The sequence below is a fragment of the Amycolatopsis japonica genome, from assembly GCF_000732925.1.
Taxonomy (GTDB): domain Bacteria; phylum Actinomycetota; class Actinomycetes; order Mycobacteriales; family Pseudonocardiaceae; genus Amycolatopsis; species Amycolatopsis japonica.
Genome location: NZ_CP008953.1, coordinates 6,113,724 through 6,126,337 on the forward strand (window position 1 = coordinate 6,113,724; position 12,614 = coordinate 6,126,337).

The 12,614-nt window shown below is 68.1% G+C and carries 7 protein-coding genes; 3 read left to right on the forward strand and 4 right to left on the reverse strand.

Features of this window, described 5'->3' with window-relative positions; all coding sequences use genetic code 11:
- Positions 1-63: 63 nt before the first annotated feature.
- Positions 64-1,320: an SON protein gene (locus tag AJAP_RS28340; RefSeq protein ID WP_228694609.1), complete on the reverse strand. Its 1,257-nt coding sequence runs from the start codon at positions 1,318-1,320 to the stop codon at positions 64-66.
- A gap of 118 nt (positions 1,321-1,438) precedes the next feature.
- The gene (locus AJAP_RS28345; protein ID WP_038516927.1) at positions 1,439-2,623 is read right to left on the reverse strand and encodes a PQQ-dependent sugar dehydrogenase; all 1,185 of its coding nucleotides are present in this window, start codon (positions 2,621-2,623) and stop codon (positions 1,439-1,441) included.
- 336 nt (positions 2,624-2,959) lie between these two features.
- Here AJAP_RS28345 and AJAP_RS28350 point away from each other — a divergent pair, with 336 nt between their 5' ends.
- Entirely contained in the window at positions 2,960-3,295 is a 336-nt protein-coding gene (locus AJAP_RS28350; RefSeq protein ID WP_038524029.1) for a helix-turn-helix domain-containing protein, read from the forward strand.
- 611 nt (positions 3,296-3,906) lie between these two features.
- Here the strand turns inward: AJAP_RS28350 and AJAP_RS28355 are convergent.
- Entirely contained in the window at positions 3,907-6,873 is a 2,967-nt protein-coding gene (locus AJAP_RS28355; protein ID WP_158509808.1) for a tetratricopeptide repeat protein, read from the reverse strand.
- A gap of 282 nt (positions 6,874-7,155) precedes the next feature.
- Between AJAP_RS28355 and AJAP_RS28360 the strand changes: the two genes are divergently transcribed.
- Complete coding sequence (locus tag AJAP_RS28360) at positions 7,156-8,373, forward strand: hypothetical protein (RefSeq protein WP_038516930.1); 1,218 nt, start codon at positions 7,156-7,158, stop codon at positions 8,371-8,373.
- Between the two features lie 257 nt (positions 8,374-8,630).
- On the opposite strand, the gene AJAP_RS28365 is transcribed toward AJAP_RS28360, so the two are convergent.
- Positions 8,631-10,721, reverse strand: a complete 2,091-nt coding sequence (locus tag AJAP_RS28365) for a tetratricopeptide repeat protein (protein WP_051972626.1) — start codon at positions 10,719-10,721, stop codon at positions 8,631-8,633.
- Between the two features lie 710 nt (positions 10,722-11,431).
- Between AJAP_RS28365 and AJAP_RS28370 the strand changes: the two genes are divergently transcribed.
- A complete protein-coding gene (locus AJAP_RS28370; RefSeq protein ID WP_038516932.1) occupies positions 11,432-12,586 on the forward strand; it encodes a thioester domain-containing protein in 1,155 nt (384 codons plus the stop codon).
- Positions 12,587-12,614 lie beyond the last annotated feature (28 nt).

Below are 12,614 nucleotides of genomic sequence, written 5' to 3' on the forward strand. Positions count from 1 at the left end.
AATAGACGGGACGCGAAAGCGCCGGGCGCGCGGCATCGAAGCCGTTCGCCCGGCGCTGTTTCTTTACTTGCCGCCGAGCTGGGACCGCCGCTGTCCCAGCTCGTCCACGAGCCGGGTGATCTCGACCTGCCCGATCGCTTCGGCCAGCACGGAAACCGAGGCGATGCTCTCGATCTGGTACTGGATCGGAACGCCGCCCGACGCCCGCGACCGCGCTTCCGCGTCCGCCTTCTTCTCCGCCTCGACGGCCGAGAAGACGCCGCCGGCCCCGCCGTTGACGCAGCTGATCGAGCCGGAGCCGTTCAGCGGCAGCGTGGCCGTGTTCCGGCAACTGCCCGCCGAGCGGCCGCCGATGGTGACGTTCGCGGTCATCGTGGCGTTGACCTGGCCGGTGACCTTCCCGCCACTCGCCGAGGCGGAACTCGAGACGTTCGCGGTCACCGTGCAGCCCGAGGCACTGCACGCGACCGTGGCCGCGCCGTCCATGTCGAACCGCACACCGGTATTGACGGCGCCGGTCAGCTTCTTGGTGTTCGACGTCAGTTCTTCGTAGACGGCGTCGGTCTCCTGCGGTGACAAGGCGTCCACATCGGAGTCACCGAGACCGGCGCCCGATGGCAGCTGCGGCCGCGAACCCGCGCCGGGCAGGGAAGGCATACCGCCGGGCATCTTCACGGAATACCGGAGAAGCCGGTGCGGCGCTTCCTTCGACACGTACAGATCACCGGCGGGCGTGCTCGCCTTGAGCGCCGGGACGTCCCGGATGTTCGGGCCCTCGGTGATCTCGTCCGCCCGCTCCAGCGCCTCGCGCAACCGGGTCGCGAGTTTCTCCGGCGACTCGAACTGCTGCAGGACCGGGCCGAACAGCTCGTCCTCACCGGTGATCCACCGGTCCTTGAGCTCCTCGGCCGACTCCGCGGACGCCCCGGGCAGCATCCCGTCGGGCGCCTTGAAGAAGACCTTGCCGCCGACGACGAGGATCTCGATCTTCTTGCCCTGGAAGGACATCGTGCCGGACGTCTCGCCGTACGCCGTGGTCTTGACGTCCGTCTCGATCATCCCGCCGACCGCGGAGGTGCTGTTCCGGACGGCGGGCGCCGAGGAAAGCCCGGCCAGTGCCTGCTCGAAGGGTTCGTGGCCGGCTTTCGACGGCCACAGCAACCAGGTCGTCAGACCCGCGAGGAGCACCACCACCAGCCCGGCGATCCCCGCGAACAGCGGCCACCGGGGTTTCCGGACGGGCGGCGCCGGTACCGGTTGCGGGACCCAGCCCTGCGGCGGCGGCCACTGCGCGCCCTCGGGTGGGAATGATTGCTCCACGTCGCCCTCCATCACTGAATTCACCGAACGAACCCAAGCTATGGAGGGAGGATGAAAACTTGATGAAACGCGATCAGGTCCCCTGCCGCGCCGGGCGGACGCGGCAGGGGAAGCCGGTTCAGCCCTTGCGCGCGAACGAGATCCGGTGCAATCCGCCGGGCTGCTCGTCGGCCAGGTACAGCTCGCCGTTCTGATCGGTGCCGAACGTGGTGGCGTCGAGCGGGAACTGGCCGATCCGGGCGCTTTCGTAAGTGCCGTCGGCCTTCTTGCGGACGGCCCACGCCGTTCCCTGGCAGAAGTCGGTGGCGAGATACGTCCCGCCCGCCAGCGAGGCGTACTTCCGGCCGCGGTAGACGTGCCCGCCGATCACCGCGCAGCCCTCCGCACCGGAGATGTAGTGGAAGACCGGTTCGGTGTAGGTCACGCCGTCCTCGCATCGCGTCTCGTCGAACACGACCGGCCCCTCCTTGCAGGACCAGCCGAAGTTCGCGCCGCCCTTGCCCTTGGCGAGGTGGTCGACCTCCTCGAAGCGGCCCTGGCCGACGTCGCCGATCCACAGCGAACCGTCGGCCGGGTCGAAGGAGAACCGCCAGGGATTGCGCAGCCCGTACGACCAGATCTCCGGCCGCGCGCCCGCGACGCCGACGAACGGGTTGCCTGCCGGGACGCAGTACTTCAGCGGACGGCACGCGCGGTTGACGTCGACGCGCAGGATCTTGCCCAGCAGCGTGTCCAGCCGCTGCCCGCTGGCCAGTGGATCGCCGCCTCCGCCGCCGTCGCCGATCCCCCAGTACAGATAGCCGTCCGGGCCGAACGCCAGCTGGCCGCCGTTGTGGTTGGGGAACTCGGCGTGCGGCTGGGTGATCAGCTCGGTGAGCTCACCGGTGTCGAACCGGACGCGGGACAACGTCACCGCGCTGTCGGACTTGCGGGTGTACGCGACGTACGCACGCCTGTCCTTGGCGATCGCGAGCCCGAGCAGCCCGCGTTCGACGTCCACGCCGTTCACCTTGTCACTGATGTCGAGGACCGGTTTGGCGGCGAGTCCGGTCCTGGGGTGGTAAGCCCGGACGACTCCTCGTTTCTCCACGATGAGGATCCGGCCGCTCCCGTCGTCGAGCGCCGTGATCGCGGTCGGGTTCACCAGCCCGGACGCGACCTTGGTCGCCGTGGCGGTCAGCTCGCCGAGCGGAACACCCCGCGCTTCCTGGGTCTCCGCGCTGCTCGCGGCCGGGAGCAGCGCCCCGGCCAAGGCGAGCCCGGCCACCAGGGACAACCCCCGGCGGAGGTGCCGTCGCGTCATGAAGGACTCCAATCGCCAGTGAATGGTCTGGTCCAATTCAACAGCGGTCGGCGGAGCGGCGGTACCTCCATACGCGAGGTTCTCGTGGGTTTCTTTCCCCCGAATCGACTACGCGAAGCGCTCGAATTCTCACGAAGCAAGCCCGGAATGGACATCATGCACCCGCGAGTTTGTCAGCGACACGCCGACGCGGCACACCACGTCCGGGTGGAACTACTCGGTCGGCGGTGTGAGACCAGGTGCTCGTGCCCTTGGCTGGAAGGTCGGAATGAAGCTTGGACCACCACGGTCCTCGCATCTGATGACGATCGAGCTGTGCGGGGCGGCGATGATCCGATGACCGGGGAAGACGACGGCGCCGGGGAACATACCGACGCCGGTTCACTGGACGCCGAACTCGTCCGTCACTACAACGACGGCGAGACGATCGAAAACCTGGCCAAGCACTATGCGCTGAGCTACCGCAAGGTCCGAACCGTCCTGCTGGCCGCCGGCGTCACGCTCCGGCCCCCGAAAATTCCGCTCCCGCCCACGCCGCCGGGGCTCGTCAACGCGTACCTGGCGGGGCGGAGCATCCGGCAACTGGCGGCCATCCACGGGATGAGCTACGACCAGACCCGCCGGGTCCTGCTCGCGGAAGGTGTCGTCCTTCGCCCGCGAGGGCGGCAGTAGCCACAGGTGCCGAACGCCTACCGAAGCCTGGCTCTCCAGGCGGGCGTCGCCACGCCCGGAGAACCAGGGCCTACTTACAGCGCATGACGTCGACCGTCACGCAAAGTACACAATCCAAATGTAACGCTCAATCACCGTCGTACGGTTCCTCTCATCTGAAAAACGGGTATAGGGTGAGCCGGATGAGGTCACGTCTTTAAGTTCACTAAGCGCTCTTTCGGGTTCCGAGCGAGGTCCGGCTGAAGTCCCCCAGAGGGCGACTGAGGGAAGAGTACAGATGCCGAGAATGGGCCTGAAAGCGCCCCATCACACTTTCACACCGACGACGGTAGCGACACGGCACACGAACGCCTGAACTGCAGTTTCTCTCTGCGACCGCGCAAGTCGACAAGCGCCGAATGCCTCCGAAGGGAGTCGCGAGCGAGCCGTATCGCGGCCCGCGACGCCCCATCGCGCGAAACTACTCAGAAGTAGCTCAAGTGCGGCCGAATTCGCGAAAATTCTTCAACTCGATCGCGTTTGCACGCCTTCCTCAAATCAGCCCTGAGTAGCGAGGACGAAGAACTCGATCACTCTTTCCAGTGACTACTCACCGGTACGACACGGAGTCTTCAGGAACGCTGGTCGCGGACGATCCGGAGATGCGGCGGGGGCATCGCCACGGTGTCTCCGTCACCTTTACGAGCCGCCGGGACGAGCGGCCCGTGCGCGTCCAGTTCCGCCAGCAGCGTCTCGATCGCGTCCGCCTTCGCCAGACGAGCCCGCCCGCGGTAGAGCTCCGCGGCCTCCTGCCACAGTTCCCGCGCGTCGTCGGGATCGCCGTGCTCACAGAGGACGGCCGCCAGTGCGGAAAGTGCCCGGGCCCGCCCTGTCGCGTGCCGGGTCCGGTTCGCCAACGCGACCGCCAGATGCGCGTGCCGGAGCGCCGCTCGGGCGTCGCCTTCCGCGTGCCGAAGCTGAGCGAGCACCGTATTGAGCTTCATGACCGTCGGAAGATCTTGGCTCGCCTCGATCAACGCTTGCCCGGCGGCGCACTCCGCCGACGCTTCGGCGAGCCTGCCGAGGCGAACGAGCAACGCGCCGAGGGCGGCGTGTGCCCGCATCAGTTCCGTGGCATCACCGGCCGCACGCCGATGCCTCAAGGCCTCCCGGTACAGAGTGAGCGCTTCCTCGTCGTGACCGCCCACCTCGAGCAGCGCGTCGGCGAAGCGGTGCTCCGCGCTGGCGCACAACATCGGCTCGCCCAGCGCGCGAACGGCCGGAAGTACCTTCCGGTACCTTTCGACCGCTTCGGCCGCGCGACCGGCATGGAAGTGCACTCGGGCCAGGTTCAGCCTGGTCGTCACACCGCCGATCGCGATCCCGTGCGCGTCGGCCAGTTCCAGCGCGCGCAGCAGACACCGCTCGGCCGCGTCGTCGGCGCCGGCGAGCATGTGCACGACTCCGAGATCGTTCAGGCACGATGCCAGCGAGCCCTCGTCGCCTTGCGCCGTCGCGGCACGGACGGCGATGGTGAGCCCTTCGACCGCGTCGGGGTATCTCCCCTGCAACAGGAAGAATTCGGAGGCCATCGCGGGCAGGAGATACGAGATCCCGTTCAGAACTCCTTCCGACGCCGCGCTGATGGCCATCAGAGACTTTCGTTCCCGCAACACCCATTGCCGCGCTTCGGCGACGTTCCGGAACCCGGGCGTTGGCGCCGTCCGCACCATCGGAGGCAGGTTCAGCAGCTCTTTGTGCGGGAACTGCAGGCGATACGCGTCGATGACCACGCGCAGGTAGAACTCGAACATCTTCCTTCGCGCGAGGTCCACATCGGACAACTGGGTGGCCAGGGACGCGGCATACAGATGGAGAAGGTCGTGCACGCGATACCGGTCGAGATCGGCGGGGTGTTCGATCAGGTGCGCGGCGACCAGTATGTCGAGTGAGCGCCGTACCTCCGATACCGGGCGCCCGTCCGCGGCGGCGATCACCTCGGTGGTCATCTCGGCGCTCGGGTGCAGGCCGATCAGGGCGAACACGCGCCGCTCGGCGGGTTCGAGGTCCTGGTACGAAAGGGCGAAGGCGGACCTCAGGCTCATCCCCGGCCAGTCGCCCTCGTCGCCGAGGTCCAGAAACAGGTCGGCGTCGCGCAACTGGCTGGCCAAGGTCCGCATCCGCGTGCCCGCCCGGGAGACGGCGCGTTCGGCCACCAAGGTCAGCGCCAACGGGTTGCCGTCGCACAGCCGCACCAGCTCTTCGACTCCCTCCGCGTCGTCTCGCGCACGGTGACCGATTCGGCGGGTCAACAGAGCGGAGGAATACCGGTCGGCGAGCGGGAACACCGTGATCACCGGCGGAGTCAGCTTCGCCGACAAGGATTTCAGGCGCCACCGCGAAACTATCAGTACCGTGCACGACGACAGGACGCCCAGCAGCGGCGCGACCTGATCGGAACTGCGCACGTTGTCGAGGATCACGAGCATCGAGCGCCGGGCGAGCAGCGCCGACAGTTTCGCGGCGCGGGCGATCGGATTGACCACTTGGTCGACCGGAAAATCCAGCAACGACAAGAGGGTGTCGACTATCTCGCCGGCGTCGGCCTTCGCGGCCTGACTGTCCCCGCGAAGATCCAGCATGACCGCGCCGTGCCGGTGCCGCCGTTCCGCACGGTGGGCCCATTTGGCCGCCAAGGTCGTCTTCCCGACCCCGGGTCCTCCGGTCACCACCACCGCGGCCCGTTTCGGCGCGCCCGCGGAATCGGTCGTGTAAGCGTCGAGCAGCGCTATCAGATCGACTCTTCCCGCGACATCGTCGACGTCCGGCGGTAAATGCCGTATCACGTGGTCGCTTTGGCCGGCGGAATCGAGCGGGGCCGGTTTGCGCCGCGGGATGACCCGTTCCGGCCGGATCAGCACCTTGTCGTTGACCGCCCGCAGTTCGTCCGCGGCCCTTGTCTCCCCCGCCTCCCGGTAACGGGCATACGTCGCCCGGAAGAAATCGGCGGCTTCGGCGGGCTGATCGGCTTCGGCCAGCGCCCGGATCTTCAATTTCTCGAAACTCAGTTCCCTCGGATGCGCCTGTTCGAGTTCCGCCAGTTTTCGCACCGCGGCGTCGGCTTTTCCGGTCGCCAAATGCTCCGCCACGACGAACGCGTTGGCGGGTATCCACGTATTGCGCTCCCATAAGACGCGCCATGCGTCGGCACGCTCGGTCCGGAGATCGGCCATGGGTTCGTCCCGGCACAGCCGGAGGGCCGAAAGCGCTTCGACGAGCGCGCGGTCGTGCTGACCGAGTTCACGGAACCGGACGGCCTTGTCCATCATGACCTGGAAGCCGAAGTGATCGATCAGTGCCGGCTCGATCTCCAGCAGGCAACCGGCTTTGCCCACACTCACCTTCGCGGGCACGGAATTTTCGTCGAACGCCCGGCGGAGCTTGGTCGCGTTCTGGTGAAGCGTCGAGTGGGCGTCTTGTGGCGCCTTCTCGTGCTCTTCCCACACCCAGTCGACGACGACGTCCAGCGGCAATCGGCGGTTCGGGGCCGTCAGCAACGCGGTCAGCACCTGCCTCGGCCGAGGACCCGCCCAGTTCACATCCACATTCCCGTGCATTAGCATGGCCGTCTGCCCGAGAATTCCGAAAGCGATTTCCACGAGTGCGCCCCTTCCCCATGGCGAACCCGGGTTCGCCACCCCTGTCCCGCCGGATCATTTTTCCATCCGCCCGCGCATAAGGCCAGGTCATCGGCTTAATTGTCAAACTTCGGCGATCATCGTTGATCATCTGTCAATGAACTGACAACCGGCCGAAGCCGTTTTCTCCACGATCGCTCCCATGCTGACTGCGGATACCGGAGTTCGAGCGAGGGGAATTTCATGACCGAGTCATCGTGGGTCCGCAGTCCGGTCGGCGGTTCCGATCAGCACTGGGCGACACGCAAGGGCGTCAAATCCGTACTGGTGATGATCCCGCACATCGTCGCCGGCAATCGGCTCCTCGATCTGCTTCCGCTCTTCGAGGCCGACCACCGCGTCCAGGCGACCTTCACCGTCCCGGAATGGGAATCCTGGCGTGCCACTCACGACTTCGTGGAGGCACAAGGCGGAATAGTGCTCCCCTGGGCGCAGGCCCGGCGCGGCGAGTACGACCTCGTCCTCGCCGCCAGCCAGCGCGGCATCGACGAGGTCGCGGGGCCGGTACTGCTGGTCCCGCACGGCGGCGGATTCGGCCAGTACCGGCCGTCGCGGCCTCCTGGCGCCGGGCCCGGCTGGAGTCCCCAGATCGGGCTCGACGCGGGCCAGTTGATGCGGGAAGGGCGGGTACGCGCCGATTCGATCGTGCTCGTCCACGACCGCGAAATGGACGTCCTCGCCGAGACCTGCCCTCGCGCGGTGCCCGCCGCCGTCGTCGCGGGCGACATCGCGCTGGACCGGCTCACCGCCAGCCTTCCCTTCCGCGATCACTACCGGCGAGGGCTCGGCGTGACCGACGACCGGCGCCTGGTGGTCGTCACCTCGACCTGGTCCGACCGGTCGGCCTTCGGTCGTCACCACGACCTGTTCGAGCGGGTGCTCGGCGAACTCCCGCCCGAGCACTTCCGGGTGCTCGGTGTCCTGCACCCCCAGATCTGGTCGCACCACAGCCTTTGGCAGATCCGCACCTGGCTGGCCGACAGTCTGCGGTCCGGGCTCGAGCTTCTGCGCCCCGAAGGGAGCTGGCGGGCCGCCTTGATCGCCGCGGACCACGTCATCGGCGACTACGGCTCCGTGACCGGCTACGCGGCGGGCATCGGCAAACCGGTGCTCCTGGCCGTGGACGGCACCGAACCGCTGCTGCCGGGCACACCCGGTGCGGTCATCGCCGAACACGCGCCCCGGTGGGCGCCCGGCAGTTCCCTCCTCCCCTTGCTGTGCGAGGCGGAGTCCTCCGGTGTGGCCGAGCGGGTCCGCGAGCTGCTCTCGTCCCGGCCGGGCCGCGCCGGCGAGATCCTGCGCGCCGAGATGTACCGCCTCCTCGGCTTGCCCGAACCCACCAGGGCGGTCCCGGTGTCCCCCGTGCCGATGGCGGAGGTGCTGCCATGCCGGGCTCTCTAGCGGGCAGTTCGTTCCTCTTGGCCGACGCGAACGACGGAACCCACGCCTCCCTCGCCGATGTGCTCGTCCACTCGGGACCGTGTCCGGTCGCGGACGCCCGCGCTGTGCTCGCGAGCGACTTCGACCGGTTGCCCGGCCTCACGGTCGTCGCCGTCGCGTGCTCCCCCGGGCGCTGTCTCGTCGGCGACCGCACGGGAGACGTGATCGTCCTCCCGTGCGTGTCCGCCGAACTGGCGGGCGCGGGAGCCTATCTGTGGCTACTCGCCGGCCGTCGGCTCGGGCTGTTGCGGATGGTCGCGCCGCGCGGCCAAGGCATCCAGCCGGGCACGGGCCCGCTGTACCCGCAGACCGCCGGTCGGGCCGCACAGGTCGAGTGCTTCGATCAGCTGGGCACGGGCGGCACCGAAATCACCCTCGAGCTCAGCGACCTCGGCGAACGCCACCAGTACATCGGACTGATAGGCGGCCGAACCTGACTCGTCGAACACCGCGGCGGCGCGGGCCAGTTCACGTTTCGCCGCGGTGATCTCGCCCGCTCGCGCGTCGATCCGCGCCAGCGACAGGGTGACCTCGGCCTCGCCCTTCACATCGCCGATTCCCGTGAACAGCTCTCGGGCGAGGCGCAGGTGCCGGGTGGCGTCGGCGGTCCGGCCCGCCTGCAGCAACGCCTCGCCGATCCGGCGGTGCCGCTGGGCGACGCCACGCTCGATCCCGAGTTCCCTCTCGATCACGAGGCTCTGGCCGAAGAACCCGACCGCCCGCTCGAAGTCGCCACGGCCTTGTGCCGCCATGCCCAGCTGGTCCAGGGCCACGGACTCGTTGTGGCGGCTCCCGGCTCCCCTCGCCAGGTCCGCGGCCTTCAGACATTCGGTTTCGGCCGCTTCGAACCGTCCCAGGTCCAGATGGGCACGGGCCAGCTGACAGCGCAATCGTGCTTCGGCGATCGTGTGGCCGCACCGGTGTGCCGCGGCGATGCCGACCTCGTGCGTCCGGAGCCAAAGCTGATAGTGCTTGCGGTAGAGGAACAGTTCCCAGAGGGCTTCGCACAGCTGCCAGGCGAGTTCGTCCTGCCCCAGCGCGGACGTCTCTTCGAGCACCTCGATGATGTCCGGCAGCCGTTCGTCCAGCCAGTGAAGGGCTTCGGCACCCGTGGCGAACAACGCGGGCGCGGCCTCGTACCGGGCGCGCACGGCACCGACCGTCCACCGCATCGGGATCACCGCCAGGTTCGCCCGCGTCATCCGGTGCAGGTACCAGTCCGCGATACGGGCGACGACTTCGAACCGTTCGTCGTCCGGCAGGGCCCGCGCGTGCAACCGCACCAGATCGTGGAAGCGGTAGCCACGCTCGCCGACCTCCTCGAGGAGGCTGGCGTCCGCCAGCTCTTGGAGCCCGTCCGCGGCCTCGTTTTCGGAGACCCGCGCCGCGGCGGCCGCCGCCCCCACTTCGATCGTCAGCCCCGGATACTCGCCCGCCAGCCGGTAAAGCCTGGCCGCGTGCGGCGACAAGGCCGAATAGGACGAGTCGAAGGTGGCCGTCAACGACGCCTCCCCCACCGGCGACAGCTTCGTCAACCGCACCCGTTCGTCACGGAGCTCCGCCACCATCCTCGCCACCGGCCATTTCGGCCGCGACGCCAACCTCGCCCCCGCCACCCGGAGCGCGATCGGCAGCCGTCCGCACAATGCCGCCAGCGTGGTCACCTCCGGGAGTTCCCCCGCCACCCGCGATTCGCCCACCGAACGCGTCAGCAGCTCGACGGCGTGCTCCTCCGGCAGCGGCGCCATGTCGACGAACCGCGCGCCCTCCGCGTGCAGGCCGTCCAGCCTCAGCCTGCTGGTGACCACCACGACGCAGCCCGACGAGGCCGGGATCAACGGCCGCACCTGCGCGGCCGAGATCGCGTTGTCCGCCACGAGCAGCAGCCGCATCCCCGCGGTGGTGGTCCGGAACAGCGCCGCCTGCTCGGCCAGCCCGACCGGGACCCGCTCCGGCGGAACACCCAATGCCCGCAGGAACGCTCCGAGCGCGTCCTCGGGCGGCACGGCCGTCTCCGGTGAGAACCCGCGTAGATCCGCGTACAGCTGGCCCGACGGGAAGCGTCCGGCGTTCCGCACCGCCCACGTGACCGCGAGCGCGGTCTTGCCCACTCCACCGGGCCCGACCACCACGGTCACCGCGGGCGACCGGTCGAGCGAATCGTCCTCCTGACCGGCGGCGGCCGAGTCGAGCGCTTCGAGTTCGGCGATCCTGCTCGTGAAGTGCGCGGGGACCGGAGGCAACTGACGGGGAACCGGGGTACCGGAGAGTGATCGCTCGACGGTCGCCGAGCCGAGGTCATCTCCCATGACCACACCTTGGCGGGCGGCGATCCGAGCGTGAATTGCGCGGCCGCGGTTCTCCACGTTCGAGAACGGACTTCCACGACGAACAGAATCGTGGGTCACGCGTCAAAGATCGCATGCTCGTGTCTCCCCACACGGCCGTTTTCTTTTGTCCGCGCAATTCCCGGACCCGAGAACTCCCGGCAATGCCCGAACCTCCCTGTCTACCTCGCCGAGCGGGTTCCCTCCCGGCGAACGAGGTACATCTACCCGAAAGAACCAAGGCATCGGCCTCCGCGCCCCGCATACGCCTCGATGCAGGAGGCATCGACGACATCACCACATACAGTGATCTCGGACACTTCCATTTCCGCGAACAATCGAAACCGGTCGACAAGAAAGAACGTTATCGGAAACGCTCCGGAATACCCGGGACGGTTCCGTTTCCGCGCGATTCCCCCGCCGGACGTTCGCGCGGCGGGCTCATCCGACGGAGCGTGACGACCACGGACCTGGGTCATCTACTCGCCCAAGATCGTTTTCCTGCGGTTCACTCTTCTTTCGGGGCAATTCGGACATGAGCCATACCCCCGAGTAGCCACTTGTGTGACTTCTGTATGCTCCGCTCTCGCTCGATGGGATTAGTCATCCCCCATCCGGGCGAGCCGTTGCGGTCGGGGCCTGTGGTCGCATGCGGCACTGGGATTCGTGGTCCGTATTCGGATGGGAGACACATGCACGGCAGGTCAGTTCTGGTTCGTGGCGGGATCGCGGTCGCCACCGCGGCCGTCGCGCTGACGATGGCCGCTCCGGCCGCCCTCGCCGACGACGGCGCGGCGCGGGGCCGGGTCGTCGAGGGTTCCGGCACCGAGGGTTTCAGCGTCAACTTCGAGGGCGGGCAGCACTACGTCACGAAGCTGTTCGGGCTGAAGCTCTCCGACGGCAGCAAGCTCAAGATGTACTGCGTGCAGGTCGAGGTCGGCATGCGCACCGATCAGGACATGATCGAACGTCCGTGGAACAAGTACCCGGACGCCGCTTCGCCGTTCAACAAGAACAACTCGAAGATCAACTGGGTCCTGCACCACGGCTACCCGGCCGTCGCCGTGAAGGCGCTCGAGGGCGCGCTCGGCAAGGACGTCAAGCTGACCGACGGCCTGTCCGTCGAGGAGGCGGTCACCGCGACGCAGGCCGCCGTCTGGCACTTCAGTGACGGCAAGGACCTCGACCGCAAGAAGCCGCTGCCCTACGAGAGCGCCGAAGAGTCCGCCGACGTGCTGGCCGTCTACGACTACCTCACCGGCAAGCAGAACGTCGGCATCGGGGCGCAGCCGAAGCCGACCCTCGACATCGGCCCGGCCAAGGCCTCCGGCGCGACCGGCTCCAAGATCGGTCCGTTCAGCATCGCCACCAACGGTGACATCACCGAGCTGACGAGCAAGCTGCCCGAGGGCGTCAAGGTCACCGACGCCGACGGCAAGGAGATCAAGGCCGCCGCCATCAAGGACGGCACCAAGGTCTACGTCGACGTTCCCAAGGACGCCAAGGACGGCAACGGCTCGTTCTCGCTGAAGGTCAGCGGCCACCTCGACACCGGTCGCCTGTTCGTGGGCGAGAACTACGCCAAGGTGCCCGCCCAGTCCCTGATCGTGGCGGAGTCCGAGAAGACCTCGGTCGTCGCGAACGCGACCGCGGCCTGGAAGCAGGGTGGCGCGCCCGCCACCGACACCCCGGCGCCCACCACCCCCGGTGGCGCCGAGTCGGGTGGCGGCAACGAGCTGGCCAACACCGGTGCCTCCGCGACCATGCCGCTGGTCATCGGTGGCGCGCTCCTCGGCGCGGGTGTGCTGATGGTGCTGCTGGTGCGCCGTCGCCGTAGCGAGGCGTAAGAAACGAACGACGAAGCGGGGCCGGTCC

Bases quoted from the DNA above. Each gene is read 5' to 3' on its own strand.
- AJAP_RS28370 (WP_038516932.1), top strand. From the start codon at position 11,432: ATGCACGGCAGGTCAGTTCTGGTTCGTGGCGGGATCGCGGTCGCCACC.
- AJAP_RS28345 (WP_038516927.1), bottom strand. From the start codon at position 2,623: ATGACGCGACGGCACCTCCGCCGGGGGTTGTCCCTGGTGGCCGGGCTC.
- AJAP_RS28350 (WP_038524029.1), top strand. From the start codon at position 2,960: ATGACCGGGGAAGACGACGGCGCCGGGGAACATACCGACGCCGGTTCA.
- AJAP_RS28365 (WP_051972626.1), bottom strand. From the start codon at position 10,721: ATGGGAGATGACCTCGGCTCGGCGACCGTCGAGCGATCACTCTCCGGT.
- AJAP_RS28360 (WP_038516930.1), top strand. From the start codon at position 7,156: ATGACCGAGTCATCGTGGGTCCGCAGTCCGGTCGGCGGTTCCGATCAG.